The 16,077-nt window shown below is 72.6% G+C and carries 18 protein-coding genes; 6 read left to right on the plus strand and 12 right to left on the minus strand.

What is annotated here, in order from left to right; genetic code table 11:
- Positions 1-16: 16 nt before the first annotated feature.
- Positions 17-913 (minus strand): hypothetical protein, encoded by an 897-nt coding sequence (locus ABZV06_RS21060; RefSeq protein WP_355237198.1) that lies wholly within the window; start codon positions 911-913, stop codon positions 17-19.
- 17 nt (positions 914-930) lie between these two features.
- The gene (locus tag ABZV06_RS21065) at positions 931-1,224 is read right to left on the minus strand and encodes a hypothetical protein (protein WP_355237201.1); all 294 of its coding nucleotides are present in this window, start codon (positions 1,222-1,224) and stop codon (positions 931-933) included.
- A gap of 104 nt (positions 1,225-1,328) precedes the next feature.
- Here ABZV06_RS21065 and ABZV06_RS21070 point away from each other — a divergent pair, with 104 nt between their 5' ends.
- On the plus strand, positions 1,329-1,778 hold the full coding sequence (locus ABZV06_RS21070) for a hypothetical protein (RefSeq protein WP_355237204.1): 450 nt from the start codon (positions 1,329-1,331) through the stop codon (positions 1,776-1,778).
- A gap of 21 nt (positions 1,779-1,799) precedes the next feature.
- Here the strand turns inward: ABZV06_RS21070 and ABZV06_RS21075 are convergent, their stop codons facing one another.
- The 3 genes from ABZV06_RS21075 to glpK form a co-directional block, all read right to left on the minus strand.
- On the minus strand, positions 1,800-2,249 hold the full coding sequence (locus tag ABZV06_RS21075) for a YbaB/EbfC family nucleoid-associated protein (RefSeq protein WP_355237206.1): 450 nt from the start codon (positions 2,247-2,249) through the stop codon (positions 1,800-1,802).
- A gap of 88 nt (positions 2,250-2,337) precedes the next feature.
- Positions 2,338-2,760, minus strand: coding sequence for a DUF3592 domain-containing protein (locus ABZV06_RS21080; RefSeq protein WP_355623518.1), 423 nt, complete (start codon positions 2,758-2,760; stop codon positions 2,338-2,340).
- A gap of 3 nt (positions 2,761-2,763) precedes the next feature.
- Positions 2,764-4,248, minus strand: a complete 1,485-nt coding sequence (gene glpK / locus ABZV06_RS21085) for a glycerol kinase GlpK (protein WP_355623521.1) — start codon at positions 4,246-4,248, stop codon at positions 2,764-2,766.
- A gap of 77 nt (positions 4,249-4,325) precedes the next feature.
- Between glpK and ABZV06_RS21090 the strand changes: the two genes are divergently transcribed.
- Positions 4,326-5,264, plus strand: a complete 939-nt coding sequence (locus tag ABZV06_RS21090; protein ID WP_355237214.1) for a ribose-phosphate pyrophosphokinase — start codon at positions 4,326-4,328, stop codon at positions 5,262-5,264.
- Between the two features lie 206 nt (positions 5,265-5,470).
- Here ABZV06_RS21090 and ABZV06_RS21095 read toward each other — a convergent pair whose 3' ends face one another.
- The gene (locus ABZV06_RS21095) at positions 5,471-5,911 is read right to left on the minus strand and encodes an ATP-binding protein (protein ID WP_355237217.1); all 441 of its coding nucleotides are present in this window, start codon (positions 5,909-5,911) and stop codon (positions 5,471-5,473) included.
- A gap of 120 nt (positions 5,912-6,031) precedes the next feature.
- Between ABZV06_RS21095 and ABZV06_RS21100 the strand changes: the two genes are divergently transcribed.
- Both ABZV06_RS21100 and ABZV06_RS21105 read left to right on the plus strand, forming a co-directional pair.
- Positions 6,032-7,156 carry a DUF5931 domain-containing protein gene (locus ABZV06_RS21100; RefSeq protein ID WP_355237220.1) on the plus strand — a complete coding sequence of 375 codons (1,125 nt, stop codon included), beginning with the start codon at positions 6,032-6,034 and terminating at the stop codon, positions 7,154-7,156.
- Between the two features lie 14 nt (positions 7,157-7,170).
- On the plus strand, positions 7,171-7,818 hold the full coding sequence (locus ABZV06_RS21105; RefSeq protein WP_355623553.1) for a response regulator transcription factor: 648 nt from the start codon (positions 7,171-7,173) through the stop codon (positions 7,816-7,818).
- A 5-nt stretch (positions 7,819-7,823) separates the two neighbouring features.
- On the opposite strand, the gene ABZV06_RS21110 is transcribed toward ABZV06_RS21105, so the two are convergent.
- A complete protein-coding gene (locus tag ABZV06_RS21110; RefSeq protein ID WP_355623524.1) occupies positions 7,824-8,396 on the minus strand; it encodes a DUF5709 domain-containing protein in 573 nt (190 codons plus the stop codon).
- A 51-nt stretch (positions 8,397-8,447) separates the two neighbouring features.
- Positions 8,448-9,446 carry an SDR family oxidoreductase gene (locus ABZV06_RS21115; protein ID WP_355237226.1) on the minus strand — a complete coding sequence of 333 codons (999 nt, stop codon included), beginning with the start codon at positions 9,444-9,446 and terminating at the stop codon, positions 8,448-8,450.
- A 204-nt stretch (positions 9,447-9,650) separates the two neighbouring features.
- On the opposite strand from ABZV06_RS21115, the gene ABZV06_RS21120 reads away from it, so the two are divergent.
- A complete protein-coding gene (locus ABZV06_RS21120; protein WP_355623527.1) occupies positions 9,651-10,850 on the plus strand; it encodes a glycosyltransferase in 1,200 nt (399 codons plus the stop codon).
- A gap of 73 nt (positions 10,851-10,923) precedes the next feature.
- On the opposite strand, the gene ABZV06_RS21125 is transcribed toward ABZV06_RS21120, so the two are convergent.
- From ABZV06_RS21125 to aroA, 4 genes are all read right to left on the minus strand, one after another.
- Positions 10,924-11,778 (minus strand): hypothetical protein, encoded by an 855-nt coding sequence (locus ABZV06_RS21125; protein ID WP_355237609.1) that lies wholly within the window; start codon positions 11,776-11,778, stop codon positions 10,924-10,926.
- 59 nt (positions 11,779-11,837) lie between these two features.
- Positions 11,838-12,656, minus strand: a complete 819-nt coding sequence (gene hisN, locus ABZV06_RS21130) for a histidinol-phosphatase (RefSeq protein ID WP_355237232.1) — start codon at positions 12,654-12,656, stop codon at positions 11,838-11,840.
- 28 nt (positions 12,657-12,684) lie between these two features.
- Entirely contained in the window at positions 12,685-13,680 is a 996-nt protein-coding gene (rsgA, locus tag ABZV06_RS21135) for a ribosome small subunit-dependent GTPase A (protein WP_355237612.1), read from the minus strand.
- 135 nt (positions 13,681-13,815) lie between these two features.
- Complete coding sequence (gene aroA / locus ABZV06_RS21140; protein WP_355623530.1) at positions 13,816-15,117, minus strand: 3-phosphoshikimate 1-carboxyvinyltransferase; 1,302 nt, start codon at positions 15,115-15,117, stop codon at positions 13,816-13,818.
- 101 nt (positions 15,118-15,218) lie between these two features.
- Here aroA and ABZV06_RS21145 point away from each other — a divergent pair, with 101 nt between their 5' ends.
- A complete protein-coding gene (locus tag ABZV06_RS21145) occupies positions 15,219-15,929 on the plus strand; it encodes an SOS response-associated peptidase (protein WP_355237238.1) in 711 nt (236 codons plus the stop codon).
- Positions 15,930-16,077: the final 148 nt, after the last annotated feature.

Here is a 16,077-nt window from a genome sequence, read left to right on the forward strand (position 1 = left end):
GCCGCCCCGGGGGCCCTCAGTGGTTCCAGGCGTCGTTCCCGAACAACCTCGACCACAGGTTGTCGACCACGCCCGAGGTGCCCCAGACGGTGTCCCCGTCGCCGTCCGCACCGGCCGGCGCGACCTGGGTGCCGCCTCCGTAGATCAGGTAGCCGGGTCCGGTCGGGGAACCGACCGCGTGGCGGGCGCCGCTGTGGATGCCGTAGCCCACGAAGTCGCGCTCCCACTTGGACAGGAACCCGGCGGCCACGTTGTCGAGCCCGTCGACGGTGGCCTGGACCAGGTCCTTCAGCACCCCGACGTCGCCGCTGCCGAGGTGGGTGCCGACGTCGAACGAGGCGGCGCCCGCGATGGCCGCCGCCCCGCCGGTGGCGACGGCCTCGGCCATCGTCTCGATCCCCTTCAGGAAACTGAGCGCCGAGGCGGCGAACGAGGCTGCCGTGGCCTCGGCCGAGGCCGCGGCGGGCGCTCCGACGACGGTCGCCGAGGCCGCCACGATGAAAGTGGCGAAGGCCAGCAGGATCGTGGATACCACCGCGTACGCCACGACGAGGGCGAGCAGGACCCCGCCGACGCAGAGCATGGTGACGCCCACGGTGACCGTCAGCACCTGGGTACCGACGACCTGGACGCCGTACGCGTTGATGTGCGCCCCGAACGCGTCGCGGTCCTTGCCGCTCCACTGGGCCGCTGTGAGGGTCGCGAGGGCGTCGTCGAGGTTGCCGTGTGCGGTGCCGAGCTGGTCGTACATGGCCAACCAGTCACCGCCCTTGCGCATGATCGTCTCGGGGTCGCACTGGTTGAAGTAGACGATCTGCGCGATCGGCCAGGCCGACGGGATGACCGAGGCGGCCACGCTGATCTCGGCCATCGCGATCTTCGCCGCGGCCGCGGGGTAGGTAGGGTCTGCCATGTCGGTCTCCGGCGTCGTCAGCGGGGAGCGATGGTGCTGGCGGTCTCGGCGGCTTCCCAGTTGTCCGCCGTGCGGCCCAGCCGGGACCGGACCTCGGCGAGGTGCTCGCGTTTGGTGCGCAGTTGCTCCTCGACGAACTCGATCGCGCCCACGTAGGCGACCGCGAGCTGCGGCACCACCGAGGTGAAGTTGCTGTGTTCGATGGCGCGGGCGGAGGCCAGCAGCTCGGCGCAGGCGTCGAGGGGCGGTCCGACCTGACGTTCGATCGTCTCGCCGAGCGCGCGGATCGCCGGCGGGTCAACCTCGATCATCGACTCTCCCCGTGTACGCGATCGATGTTCATGTTGCCGGAGCCCGGACAGCCTAACAGGATCATGGATGGGCGTGAGTGCCCGTCGCTGGTAGCCTGCGACCCATGCCAGCCGGACCGTCCGCGTCGACGCCCCCCGACAACTACGCGGCCCGGATGGCCCGCCGGCCGCGCTGGCAGCGGGTGGCGATGCCAATCGTGCTGCTCCTGGCCCTCCTGGTACTGCCGGTCGGCCTCGGCCGCAATCTGATCGGCGCCGAGCGGGTGAGCATCCAGGTCGAGTCCTGTGACAACGATGGTCCCAAGGGGGCCGAGCGGTGCCGTGGCACGTGGAGCATGTCCGACGGCCGGGTGGTCACCGGTCCGGTGGGCGGTGGCGCCCCGCACGCCGGGGACCGGGTCGACGGCTGGGCCAACGGCGACCGGGCCACCGTCAGCCTGATGGCCTGGGTCATCGCCCCGTTGCTGGTGGGCTCGGCCCTGCTGGCCGCCATGGTGGCGCTCGCCGTCGTCTATCTGCGGGCGGCCGCGAAGCGGGTGCGGCGCAGCCGCTGACCCGCTCCGGGCCGGCGACCGTCACACCCCCAGTTGACGCCGCAGTCGTTCCAGCATCTCCGTGCTCTCCCGGAGCGGCCCGCTGACCATGTCGTTGAGCTGCGCCAGCTTCGCCTGAGCCGCCGCCGGATCGTGCACGAGCGTCGCCGGTCCGGCCGGACCACCCACCTCGCGCATCACCTCGGCGGTCGCCCGTGCCAGGTCGGCCCGTGCCTCGCGCAGGAGGCCGGCGACCAGTTCCGACAGCTCGGCGGCGGGCAGGCGCAGGGCCCGTGGGTCGATCTGGAGTTCCCGGGCCGGGTCGTCGGCGGTGCAGGTGACGCGGACCAACCCGTTCTCGCTCTCCGCGCGACCGGTCAACCCGGTCAACCGGCCGCGCAGTTCCTCGCCGCGACCCAACTGCTCCCGCATCCGTGCGGCCAACTGCGCCATCACGTCCGGTCTCGGTGTGTCGCCGATCGGCCCGCTCATCGTGCCCCTCCCGCTGTCGTCGGTCTGACCGGCCGACGGTACCCACCGCGACCCGGAGCTGGGGGGCCGGACCATTGTGGAGGGCGGGTCAGCCCAGTCTCACGAAGACCCCGATGCCGACCACCAGCACGACAACGCTGACCGTGAGCAGCGAGACGAACGGGACCAGCACCGAGGACGTTCCCGCCGCGCTCGGCGACTCGACGAGGATCCGGTTCGGACGCTCGGGTTCGTACACGACGGTGACCGGCCCCGGCGCGGCCGACAGCGGGGTCTGCCGGAAGCGTCCCGGCGTCGCGGTCACCACGGAACCGTCGGTCGGCCGGTACCGCACCACCGGGTAGTAGGTCCGGGGACCGTTCCCCCGGATGACCGGACGCAGCTCCACCATCTCACCCGGCGTCCGTACGCCCCGGCGCAGCAGGCCGAGGTCGCGCCGGAACCGGACGAGGGCGTACGCCATCCCGGCCAGGCCAAGGCCGGCCAGGATCGTCAGCACCACCTGCGGCATGACTCACTCCTCCCAGTCGAGGGTGCGCTGGACGGCCTTGCGCCACTGACGCAACTCCCTCTCGCGCAGCTCGGGGGCCATCGTCGATTCCCACTGCGCGTCGGAGCGCCACTGCGCGCGCAGGGTCGCGAGGTCGGGCCAGAAACCCACCGCCAGACCGGCGGCGTACGCGGCGCCGAGGCAGGTGGTCTCGGTGATCCGGGAGCGGACCACCGGAACGTCGAGCACGTCGGCGAGGAACTGCATGAGCAGCGCGTTGGCCGTCATCCCGCCGTCCACCCGGAGCCGGCGCAGCGCCACGTCGGAGTCGGCGTCCATCGCGTCGACCACCTCGCGGGTCTGCCACGCCGACGCCTCCAACACGGCCCGGGCCAGGTGTCCCTTGGTGATGTAGCCGGTCAGGCCGGCGATCACCCCGCGCGCGTCGCTGCGCCAGTGCGGGGCGAAGAGACCGGAGAACGCCGGCACGACGTAGCAGCCGCCGTTGTCGTCCACGGTGCGGGCCAGGTCCTCCACCTCGGACGCCGAGGAGATCAACCCGAGGTTGTCCCGCAGCCACTGCACGAGCGAGCCGGTGACCGCGATGGCGCCCTCCAGGGCGTACACCGGTGGTTGGTCCTTGATCCGGTACGCGACGGTGGTGAGCAGGCCGTGCGTCGACGGGACCGGGCTGGCGCCGGTGTTGAGCAGCAGGAAGCTGCCGGTGCCGTAGGTGCACTTCGCCTCGCCCGGCTGGAAGCAGGTCTGCCCGAACAGGGCGGCCTGCTGGTCGCCGAGCGCGCTGGCCACCGGCACGCCGGCCAGGACACCGGTGGCCGTGCCGTACACCTCGGCGGAGCAGCGGATCTCCGGCAGCATCGCGGCCGGCACGCCCAGCGCGTCCAGCAGTTCCTGGGCCCAGTCGAGGGTGGTCAGGTCCATCAGCAGGGTCCGGCTGGCGTTGGTCACGTCGGTGACGTGCCTGCCGGTGAGCTTCCAGATCAGCCAACTGTCCATCGTGCCGAACAGCACCTCGCCGCGCTCGGCGCGCTCGCGCAGACCGTCGACCTCGTCGAGCAGCCACCGCAGCTTCGGACCGGCGAAGTAGGTGGCCAGCGGAAGGCCCGTGCGGGCCCGGAAGCGCTCCTCGCCGTACGCCGAAGACAGCTCGCGCAGCAACGGCCCGGTGCGGGTGTCCTGCCAGACGATGGCGTTGGCCACCGGGCGGCCGGTGGCCCGGTCCCAGACGACGGTGGTTTCCCGCTGGTTGGTGATGCCCACCGCCGCGAGCCCGTCCGCGTCGATGCCGGCGGACCGCAGCGCCTCGGCCACCACCTGCTGCACGTTGTCCCAGATCTCCTCGGCGTCGTGCTCCACCCAGCCGGGGCGGGGAAAGATCTGGCGGTGCTCGCGTTGGGCCGCGGCGACGATCTCCCCGGCGGAGTCGAAGACGATGCACCGCGAGGAGGTGGTGCCCTGGTCGATGGCGGCGACGTACTCGGGGGTCACGGCAGCACCGTACCCAAACCGGCGACGCGGAGCGACCGACGTCACGTCGGCCTTCGCTTCGCCTACGATGTGCGAACGTGCGCGACATCGCCGTTTTCAGTGGAACCGCCCATCCCGATCTGGCTGCCGAAATCTGCGCCCACCTGGGGGTGCCGCTGCATCCGGTGCGGGTCTCCCGGTTCGCCAACGACTGTCTCGAAGTGCAGTTGCAGGCCAACTGCCGCGAGCGGGACGTCTTTTTGATCCAGCCGCTGGTGCCACCGGTCCAGGAGAACCTGGTCGAGCTGCTACTGATGATCGACGCGGCGCGGGGCGCGTCCGCCGGCCGGATCACGGTGGTGCTGCCGCACTACGCGTACGCCCGCTCGGACAAGAAGGACGCGCCACGGATCTCGATCGGCGCCCGGCTCGTCGCCGACCTGCTGACCTCGGCGGGAGCGGACCGGGTACTCGCGCTGACCCTGCACTCGCCGCAGGTGCACGGCTTCTTCAGCGTTCCCGTCGACCACCTGCACGCGCTGCGGGAGCTGGCCACCCACTTTCGGCGGTACGACCTCAGCAACACCGTCGTGGTCTCGCCCGACCTGGGCAACGCCAAGGAGGCCGCGGCCTTCGCCCGGCTGCTCGGCACGCCCGTCGCGGCCGGTGCCAAGCAACGGTTCAGCGACGACCTGGTCAAGATCAGCGCGGTGATCGGTGAGGTCGCCGACCGGGACGTGATCGTGTTGGACGACGAGATCGCCAAGGGCAGCACGGTGATCGAGCTGATGGAGCACCTGCGCGACCTCAAGGTCCGCTCGATCCGGTTGGCCTGCACGCACGGCCTGTTCTCGGGCGACGCGTTGCGTCGGCTCAGCGACCAGAACGGGGTGTTGGAGATCGTCTGCACCAACAGCGTCCCCATCGCCGCCGAGAAGAGGGTGGAGAAGCTCCAGGTCCTCTCGGTGGCTCCGGCGCTGGCCGAGGCGATGCGCCGGATTCACAACGGAGAGTCGGTCTCCGCCCTCTTCGGCTGACCTCAACGCCCCCCGCCCCGCCCTCACCCCACCCCGCCCTCGCCCTCGCCCCGCCCGCGCCGCGCCGCTCCCGCCCCCGCCGATCTTGCAGTTTGTGTTGCCCAAATGTCGCCTTGGGACCGCTTTGTCGCCACCGAAAGTGCAAGATCGACGCGACGGGGGGCGGGCGACGGGGGGCGACGCGACGGGGGTGGGTGGGGTGGGGGTTAGGGGGTGGGGAGGGTGGCGGTTATGCGGACCGTGGTGCCGGCGGAGCTGGTGGCGATCTCCATGGCGTCGGTCAGTTCGCGGGCCAGCCAGAGACCCCACCCGCCCGCGGTGTCCGGGGCGGGGCGGCTCCGGTCACCGAGCCGCTGCGGGGTGATGCCGTGCCCGTGGTCCGCCACCTCGCAGAGCAGCTCACCGGGCTCCTGCCAGAGCCGCAGCCACCCGCGCCCACCGCCGTGCCGCACGGCGTTGGTGATCAGCTCGTTGACGGCGAGCACGAAGTCGTCCAGTCGTTGGCCGTCGAGACCGCAGGCGTGCGCGCAGGAGGTGACCGAGTGGCGAATCTCGGTCACCTGGGCCTGGTTGAAGGCCTCGGCGATCAGGAGGGCGGGTTCGATGGGCACAACCGTACGCGGTGCGTGCGGATCTGCATTCGTCATGGCCCTGTCCCGGGTGCGGATCTCGGAGTATTTCGCGGCTTTTCAACCGTACTTCAGCGTTTCTCGCACCGCACGCCGTGGCCCCCGCGCGGCTGACCCGGCTGTGGCATCCTGACCGCCATGCCGTCCCCGCCAGGTGGTTTCGAGGTGCCGCTCTGGCGGGCGCTCACCGTGTTCCGGCTGGCCTCCCTCGGGTACGTCTGCGCGCTCGCCGTGCGCGACGTCGACAGGTACGACCATCCGATCGCCGTCGGCGCCCTGGTACTGCTGATGATCATCTGGACCGGAGTGACAGCCGTCGCGTACGCCCGGCCGGCCTGGCGTCGCTGGCCGCTGCTGCTGGTCGACCTCGGCGTGGTGATTGCCATAGTGCTGTCCAGCCCGTGGGTGGTGGGACGGCAGGCGCTCGGACACGGCGTACCCACTCTCGGGGTGGCCTGGATGGCCGGCCCGGTGCTGGCCTGGGCCGTCTCCGGAGGCCGGCGTCGCGGCACGGTGGCCGCGCTGCTGGTGGCCGGCGCGGACCTGGCCACCCGGGAGCGGATCGGCCAGTCCTCCTTCACCGGGGTGATCCTGCTGCTGCTCGCCGGGCTGGTGGTCGGGCACGTCGCCCGGCTCGCCGCGACCGCCGAGGAACGCCTGCAACACGCGGTGGAGTTGGAGGCCGCCACCCGGGAGCGGGAGCGGCTGGCACGCGACATCCACGACTCGGTCCTCCAGGTGCTGGCGCTGGTGCAGCGGCGCGGTGCGCACCTGCCCGGTGAGGCCGGCGAGTTGGCCCGGCTCGCCGGTGAACAGGAGGCCGCACTGCGCGCCCTGATCGCCGACGCCACCCCGGCCGCGCTGACCGGGACGGACGCGGTGGACCTGCGTGGCCTGCTCGGCCGGTACGCGTCGGCGGCGGTGTCGCTGTCCGCGCCGGCGACCCCGGTGACCCTGCCCCGGCAGGTGGCGGGCGAGTTGGCGGCCGCCACCGGGGCGGCCCTGGACAATGTGGGCCACCACGCCGGAGGGCGGGCCTGGGTGCTGATCGAGGACGAGGGGGAGACCGTGACCGTGTCGATCCGTGACGAGGGGCCCGGCATCGGAGAGGGCAGACTGGCCGAGGCCGCCGCGCAGGGGCGGCTCGGCGTGACCCAGTCGATCCGCGGTCGGGTGTCCGACCTGGGCGGGACGGTCCGGATCATGTCGAGCCCCGACGCCGGCACCGAGATCGAGCTGACCGTGCCGAGGACGCGGCGGTGACCGCCGTGCGGGTGATGGTGGTCGACGACCATCCGATGTGGCGCGAGGGCGTGGCCCGGGACCTGGCCGAGGCTGGCTTCCTGGTGGTGGCTACCAGTGGCGAGGGGCGGCAGGCGATCCGTGTCGCCGCCGCCGTTCGACCCGACGTGGTCGTACTCGACCTGCAACTACCGGACATCTCCGGCGTCGAGGTGGTCGTCGGGCTGCGCGCCGTCCTGCCCGACGTGCGGGTGCTGATGCTCAGTGCCAGTGGCGAGGAGCAGAGCGTGCTCGACGCGGTCAAGGCGGGCGCCACCGGCTACCTGGTGAAGTCGACGGCACCCGGTGAGTTCCTCGACGCGGTACGTCGCACCGCCGCCGGCGCTCCCGTCTTCACGCCCGGTCTGGCGGGGCTGGTGCTGGGGGAGTACCGCCGGTTGGCCGCCGGGTCGGACGCGGGCACGGCCGCCGACGGTGAGCCGGGGACGCCCCGACTCACCGGTCGGGAGACGGAGGTGCTGCGCCTGGTGGCCAAGGGGATGTCGTACAAGCAGATCGCCGAGCGGCTCGGCCTGTCCCACCGTACGGTGCAGAACCACGTGCAGAACACGCTCGGCAAGCTGCACCTGCACAACCGAGTCGAGTTGACCCGCTACGCCATCGAGCGTGGCCTGGACGACTGACCGGCTCAGACCGAGCGCGGCGGCTCGGTCTCGTGGATGGCCAACTCCTCCGCGGTCGCCCCGCCACCCGCCGAACCGGCGTCGTACGCCACGGAATCGGTCTCCTGGTCGGTGTGTGCCCCCTCGTCCGGTTCCACCAGCCGGCCCACCGTCGCGTCGGCGACAGTGCCGAGCTGACCGTGGTCGTAGAGGGAGACCGGCGAGTTGGGATCCGAGGTGGGCCCCGGGTCCATCACGTCGGCGTCGAGCTGGGCCTCCGCCGCGGCGGCCTCGTTCTCCGCCTCGAAGGCGATCTTCGGGTCGACCGGGCCGGCGAGCGGGTCGTCCACCGGACGCTCATACACCTCCCGATCGAGCTTGTAGTCCAACGACTCCCCGTCCAGTTGCTCCTCGGCGGTCGTCCCGAAGCGGTCCACCGCCACCGGGGTCCGGTCGCCGGGCAACTGGGCCGGGTCCGGGCCGTCCGCCTCGCGCCCGGTGAGCACGTCGTCGTTGGCGGTGGAGTCGTCATCGGCGGTGTCGGGCAGGCCCTGCGCCTCGGTGTCGGACACGGGGGTCGGGTACTCGTTGTCGCGCATGTCTGATCACTACCCGCTGCCCTCGCGCCGTAACCGGAGCACGGCTGGTCATCAGCGGTCGGGGCGGGATCGACGGTTCATCGCCGCCATCGTGCCGACGGCGGTGCCGGCGGCGGCGAGACCGAACGCCGCCGTCATCCGCACCAACTGACGTCGTCGACCGTGCCAGCCGCCGTCGTGGCTGGCCTGCCCGTCGGCATGGAACACGTTGCCGGTGCTGTCCAGTCGGACGCCCGGGCCGAACTGGGTGCGGTGGGCGTACCAGCCGAGGGTCCGCTCGACCAGCGCCGGGGCCAAGCGCCACTGCAGGCCGAGCAGCCGGGCCGCCCCACCCGCGTACGCCTCGCGGCGTGGTCGGCGCAGCAACCGCACGATCGTCTCGGCGACCACCTCCGGCGGGTAGATCGGCGGGGGCGGCACCAACTCCCGGCCGGTGTGGTTGGCCGCGTGCCGGAAGAACGGGGTGTCGATGGTGGCCGGCAGCACGGTGCAGACGGAGATCTGCCCCCGGCCGGTGACCCGCAGCTCCTGCCGAACGGTGTCGGCCAGGCCGCGGATGCCGTGTTTGGCGGCGTTGTACGCCGACTGATACGGCATCGCCACCTCGGCCAGCACCGACGCGTTGTTGACCAGCACGCCCCCACCGGCCGCTTCGAGGTGCGGCAGCGCGGCCTTGATGCCGTGCACGGTACCCAGCAGGTTGACCTCCAGGACGCGCCGGAACTCGGCGACGGGGATCTCGTCGAACAGACCCACCGCGCTCACCGCGGCGTTGTTCACCCAGGCGTCGACGCGGCCGAATTCGACCACCGCCCGCTCGGCCAGGTGCTGGACCGAATCGAGGTCGGTCACGTCGGTCGGTACGGCCAACGCTCGGCCGCCCAGTTGTCGGCAGCGCTGCGCGACCTGTCCCAGCGCCTGCTCGCTGCGGGCGGCGAGGACCACGGCCGCGCCGCGGCGGGCCAGCGCGTACGCGGTTGCCGTGCCGATCCCGCTGGACGCGCCGGTGATCACCACGGTCGAGTCGTCGAGGCTCCGGGTCAGCGGCATTCACCAGCGGTACCCCGGGTCGGGCCTGGTCATTCCCACCGGCCGTCGACGATCCGAATCGGGGCTACTGTGATTGCCGTGGCGCAAGTGTCGGTGGCACTCGCGGTGACTGTTCCCGATCTGCCAGGTTTCGGCTCGGGTCCCGCAGGTTAATGGGACGCTCTGACCGGGACCGCCGAGGAAAAGATCGCAGGGAGGTGACCCATGCGCGTCGGCCTCGTCTGCGCGCACAGCAGTTCGTACCGGCACGCCGACGGCCCGCCGGTCGGCACCCGACAACACATCGCACGGGTCGCCGCCGAGTTGGTCGGCAGAGGCCATGATGTCCGGATCTACGAGCGCCAGGATGATCCGGCCCTGCCGGCGACGGCGGACGTCGACGGCTACCGGGTGCACCGGGTGCCCGTCGGCCCTCCGACCGCCCTGCCCACGGCCGGGCTCGTACCGCACGTCACCGAGTTCGGCCGCTGGTTGACCGACGAGTGGGGCGGCGCCTGGCGTCCCGAGGTGGTGCACGGGCACTACTGGATCGGTGGCCTGGCCGCCGCGCACGCCGTCCGGGAGACCGACATCCCGGTCGTGCAGACCTTCCACTCCCTCGGCGTGGAGCAACTCCGTCACCTCGGCGGCGGGTACGACGGCCCGGGGGAGCGCATCCCGCTGGAACGGGCGCTGACCAGGGCGGTGGACATCGCCGTCGCCCAGTCCAACGACGAGGTGGACGAGCTGACCCGGATGGGTCTGCAACGGACCTCCGTGGCGATGGTGCCGGCCGGCGTGGACATCGCGCAGTTCCACCCGGACGGCGAGGCGGCCCCGCGCGAACAGCGGGCCCGGATCCTCTCCGTCGGCGGACTGTCCCCGGGGCACGGCCAGGACGACCTGATCAGGGCGATGCGACTGGTCGGCGACGCCGAACTGGTGATCGCCGGTGGCCCACCCGCCGATCAACTGTCCCACCACGCGGAGTCGCGCCGCCTGCGCGAACTGGCCGAGCTCGCCGGGGTGGCCGAGCAGGTACGCCTGGTCGGGGCGGTGCCGCACGACCAGATGGCGACCTGGTACCGCTCGGCCGACGTGGTGGCCTGCACCCCGCACTACTCCTCCGCCGGGCGGGTCTCCCTCGAGGCGATGGCCTGCGGGGTGCCGGTCGTCGGCTACGCGATGGGTGGCCTGGCGGACGCCGTCGTCGACGAGGTCACCGGCCGCCTGGTGCCACCCGGCGACGTCCGGACCCTCGGCCTGTCGCTGCGCCGGCTGCTCGGCGACAACGCCGGCCGGTTCGCCTACGGTCACGCCGCAGTTGACCGGGTCCGCAGCAGCTACACCTGGGAACGGACCGCCGGTGCACTGGAACGCCTCTACGAGCGGGTGGTGAGCCGCCGCAAGCCCGTCGAGGCCTGAGACGACACGGCCCACGCCACGCCCGCACGGTGTGGCGTGGGCTGCTCGCTCACCGGCGTGGTGGGCTTCTCGCTCAGATGGGCCGGCCCACGCCGACCATGGCCCGGTCGCGGCGGTGCGCCATCGAGCGGTGCTGCTGCGGCTGGGCGTACCGGGTCAGACCGATCACGGCCGCCAGGGTGACCAGGAAGCCGACGGCGGCCAGCCACTCCCGCCCCGGCCAGATCTTGTCGTTGAGCAGCAGCAGGCCGACGATCGCGGCGGGCACCGCCCCGGCCGCGTCCATGGCGGCGACGGCAGCGGTCGTCGAGCCGCGCTGCATGGCCAGGCCGAGCAGCAGTTGGCCGACGATCGAGTGGGCGACCAGCAGGTAGAACAGCGGGTCGGCGAGGAACGCCTCGGCCGACGGCGCGGAGGCCAGGGGGCGTGCCGCGACTGCGGCCGAGGAGAACGCCAATCCGGCCAGCGAGCCCAGCGCCACCGAGCCGGGCGCGCCGTGCAGCCGGACGGCGAAGACGCCGAGCACCGCGATGACACCGAGCGCCACCAGGAGGGCCACCGAGCCGGCGGTGCCGAGCTGCTTCGACGGCGCCGGCCGGGCGGCCAGCACCAACGCGGTGATCCCGGCGAAGAGCAGGGCCAGCAGGGCCACCTCCGCCATCGGCAACCGCCACTTCAGCACCAGTACGCCGATGATGGCGGTCACCCCGAGCCCGGCCGCCACGCTCGCCTGCACCAGGAACAGCGGCAGATCGCGCCGGGCCAGGAAGGCGAGCACGAAACCGCCGATCTGACAGGTCAGCCCGACCAGGTATGTCCGGTGCCCGGCCAGTCTCAGCAGCAGACCCGGATCGAAGGTGTGGTGCACGGTGGTGCGGGCCGCCGCCACCGACTGGAGCAGGTTGGCGAAGCCGTACGCGACGATCATCGCCGCGAGGAAGCACCAGCCGGAGGAGACCACCTGGCGAGGATAGAGGTTGTCGTGAGTCAGCGCTCGGCTGGTCGATCGAGGCGGGCGAGGATGTCGGCGTGCAGCACACCGTTGGTGGCCACCACGCTGCTCTCGGTGCCGGGCTCGCCCGTCGGCGCGGGTCGACCGCTCAGATCGGTGATCGTGCCACCCGCCTCGGTCACGATCGGCACCAGCGCCGCCACGTCCCACAGGGACAGCTCCGGCTCGACCATCACCTCCAGCGCGCCCTCGGCCAGCAGCACGTAGCCGTAGAAGTCGCCGTACGCCCGGCTGCGCCAGCCGGCCCGCAACAGGTCGAGCATCGCGTCGAGCCGGCCGGCGTCCTCCCACCCGGTCAACGACGAGTAGCAGACGCTCGCGTCGCCGACGTCGCGTACCGCGGACACGCCGATCCGCTCGCCGGCGTCGGGACCGGGACCGGCGTACGCGCCCGCGCCCGCGCTCGCCCACCAACGCCGCCCCAGCGCCGGCGCGGACACCACGCCGACCGCCGGACGGTCACCGTCGTACAGCGCGATGAGGCTGGCCCACACCGGCACCCCACGGACGAAGTTCTTGGTCCCGTCGATCGGGTCGACGATCCACCGGCGACCACGCAGGTCGGTGGCCGGGGCCGCGCCGTACTCCTCACCGAGCAGTCCGTCGCCGGGCCGGTGCTCGGCCAGCAGCGCGCGGATCTCCCGCTCGACGGCGGTGTCCGCGTCGGAGACCGGTGTCAGGTCCGGCTTCGTGTCCACCCGCAGGTCGAGCGCCCGGAACCGGGCCGTGGCGATGGCGTCGGCGCGGTCGGCGAGCAGGTGGGCGAGGGCGAGGTCGTCGGCGTACCCGGTCATGCCGGCAACCTAGCCGACGCCCGCCGGCTCACTCGTCGGGCCCGCGCCGGTCGTCCTCGCCGGGCCCGCGCTGGTCGCTGTCGCCGCGCGCGTCGCCGTCGCCGGCACGCGAGGCGAGCAACCGGCGGTACGACGCCAGCCGGCGCGGGTCGGCCTTGCCGGCGGCCACCCAGGCGTCCAGGGCGCAGTCGGTCTCGTCGGCCGTGTGCTGGCAGTTGGGCGGGCAGTCGACGGTGCCCTCGACCAGGTCGGGAAAGCCGTGCAGCAGGCTGTCGGCGGAGACGTGCGCCAGCCCGAAGCTGCGGATGCCCGGGGTGTCGATGATCCAGCCCGGGTCGGTGTCGACACCCGGCACCGGTGGCAGCCGCAGCGCCACGGCGCTGGTCGAGGTGTGCCGGCCACGGCCGATCGCGCTGACCACGCCGACGGCGCGCGCGGCCTCCGGGACGAGGCGGTTCACCAGCGTCGACTTGCCCACTCCGGAGTGCCCGACCAGTACCGAGACCTTGCCGCTCAGCAGCGCACGAAGCGCGCCCAGGTCGGAGTCGGGCCGGTTGAGCACGTACGGCAGCTCCAGCTCCGTGTAGTAGCCCAGCACCTCCTCCGGACCGGCCAGGTCGGCCTTGGTGAGGCAGAGCAGCGGCTCGACGTCGGCGTCGTACGCGGCCACCAGGCAGCGGTCGATGAACCCGGTACGCGGCGGCGGGTCGGCCAGCGCGCTGACGATCACCAACTGGTCGGCGTTCGCCACGACGACCCGCTCCAACCGGCCCTCGGCGGTGGTCTCGTCGTCGTCCGCCGTGCGACGCAGCACCGAGCGGCGCTCGGCGATCCGGACGATGCGGGCGAGAGCGCCCTGCGCGCCGGAGGTGTCCCCCACGAGGCTGACCCGGTCACCCACGACCACCGACTTACGGCCCAGTTCCCGGGCCCGCATCGCGGTCACCGTCGGCAGCTCGGCCCCGACCACGCCGCGTTCGGCGCCGGCCAGCACACACTGGTAGCGGCCCCGGTCGACGGCGATGACGAAGCCGTCGACCGCGTCACTGTGCTGGGGTCGGGTGCGCGTACGCGGACGCGACGACTTGCCGGGCCGGACCCGTACGTCGTCCTCGTCGTACTCCCGCCGTTTGGTCGCCAGGACCGTCCCCTTCTCGCGTCAGCTCTTGCCAGTCACCATCGCTGACCATAGTGCCGGGAACTCGGGCATCGTCTTGGAGGTACACCCCACGTCGTCCACCTCGATGCCCGGAACGGCGAGCCCGGCCACCGCTGCGGCGTGCGCCATCCGGTGGTCCTGGTAGGTGCGGAAGACTCCGCCGCGCAGTGGGCGGGGCCGGATCTCCAACCCGTCCGGTGTCTCGGTGATGTCGGCACCGAGCCCGCCGAACTCCCGCGCCAGCGCGGCGAGCCGGTCGGTCTCGTGGCCGCGGATGTGCCCGACGCCGGTGAAGACCGACGGCGAGTCGGCAAGCATGGCCAGCGCGGTCAACACCAGGGTCAGCTCGCCGACGTCGGACAGGTCGGCGGTCACGCCGTGCACCACGCCGGTGCCCCGGACGGTGAGCCCGCCGGTGGAGAGGGTGACCTCGCCGCCCATCTGCTGCAGCAGCGTGCGGAGCCGGTCGACCGGCTGCGCGCTGCGGTGCGGCCAACCCTGCAGGGTCACCTCGCCGCCGGTGACCAGGGCAGCGGCGAAGAACGGCACGGCGCCGGAGAGGTCGGGCTCGATCTCCCAGCCGCGCCCGGTGAGCGGGCCCGGCTCGACGGTCCACACGTCGGGGGTGCTGTCGTCGACGGCGGCACCGGCAGCGCGCAGCATCTGCACGGTCATCCGCAGGTGTGGCGCGGACGGCACCGGCGGGCCGACGTGGCGCACCACGAGGCCCCTGTCGAAGCGGGGAGCGGCCAGCAGCAGCCCGGAGACCAGCTGGCTGGACGCGGAGGCGTCGATCACCACCGCACCGCCGGTGACCCGACCGGCGCCGAGCACGGTCAACGGCAGGCTGCCCGAGCCGGTGACGTCGATCCGGACGCCCAGCGAGCGCAGCGCGTCGACAAGCGGGCCGAGCGGGCGGGTGCGGACGTACGGGTCGCCGTCGAAGGTGACCTGCCCGTCGGTCAAACCCGCCACCGGCGGCAGGAACCGCATCACGGTGCCGGCCAGCCCCACGTCCACGTGGGCGGGGCCGACCAGCGGGTGCGGCCGGACCAGCCAGCGCTCGTCGTCACTGATCGAGACGTGCGCGCCCATCGCGCGCAGACCTGCGGACATCAGCTCGGTGTCGCGGGCGCGCAGTGGCTCGGCCAGGGTCGACGGCCCGGCGGCCAGGGCGCTGAGCACCAGGGCGCGCGCGGTCATCGACTTGGAACCGGGTAGGCGCAGCGTCGCCGCCACCGGGTCGGATGCGGTCGGTGCGGTCCACGGCTGCGGCGGCCGGGTCGCGGTCAGATTCCCCACGGTTACATTCTGCCGTGCCGGCCGGTGGGAGGCATCGACCGGCGGTCGTACTCCCGGTTGGCGGGACAGCAGGCGGGGCCCCGGAGGGATAGCGTGGGCGCATGTGCGGCAGGTACGCGACGACCCGTGGCGCCGGTGAGCTGAGCGCCCTGTTCGAGTCGTCCGACGACACCGACGGGGTGATCCGGCCGGATCACAACGTCGCGCCCACCGATCGCGTTCCGCTGGTCCGGCTCACCCCCGAGGGTCACCGCAGTCTCTGCGTCGCCCGCTGGGGTTTCCTGCCGCACTGGTCCCGGTCCGCCGCCGGCGCGGCGCGCATGATCAACGCGCGGGCCGAGACGGTGGCCACCAGTCGGGCGTACGCCGGCGCGTTCGCCCGGCGTCGCTGCCTGGTTCCGGCCGACGGCTGGTACGAGTGGGTCCGTCAACCCGACGGCGGTCGGCAGGCGTACTTCATGACCCCGGCCGACGGCTCGGTGCTCGCCCTGGCCGGCATCTGGTCGGTCTGGGAGTCCGGCGCCGACAGTCGGCTCACCTTCAGCGTGCTGACCACAGCGGCTGTCGGCGAGCTGGCCGAGGTGCACGACCGGATGCCGGTGCTGCTGGAGCCCGAGCGGTGGTCGTCGTGGCTGACGCCGTGTGACGAGCCCGAGCGCCTGCTCACGTCCGCGTCGCCCGACCTCCTCGCCGGGTTGGAGATCCGCCCGGTCGGGCCGGCCGTGGGCGACGTCCGCAACGACGGCCCGGAGTTGACGGCCCGGGTGTCCGTCCCGTCGATGTCGTCCCCGCCGGAGCTGACCCTGTTCTGAGAATGAGAGGCATCGTCGGGCGCCGATTTGCCAGGTTCTGATCGATTCGTCGCCTGGCCGTTCAGCCATGTTCTCGAAAGCCCCTTGTCCTCGTGTCCGAAAGTGCGATACAACACAGCGCCGGTAGTGGCTGTCGGTTCGCACGGGG

Origin of the sequence: Micromonospora sp. NPDC005172 (assembly GCF_040608555.1) — a bacterium.
GTDB lineage: Bacteria > Actinomycetota > Actinomycetes > Mycobacteriales > Micromonosporaceae > Micromonospora.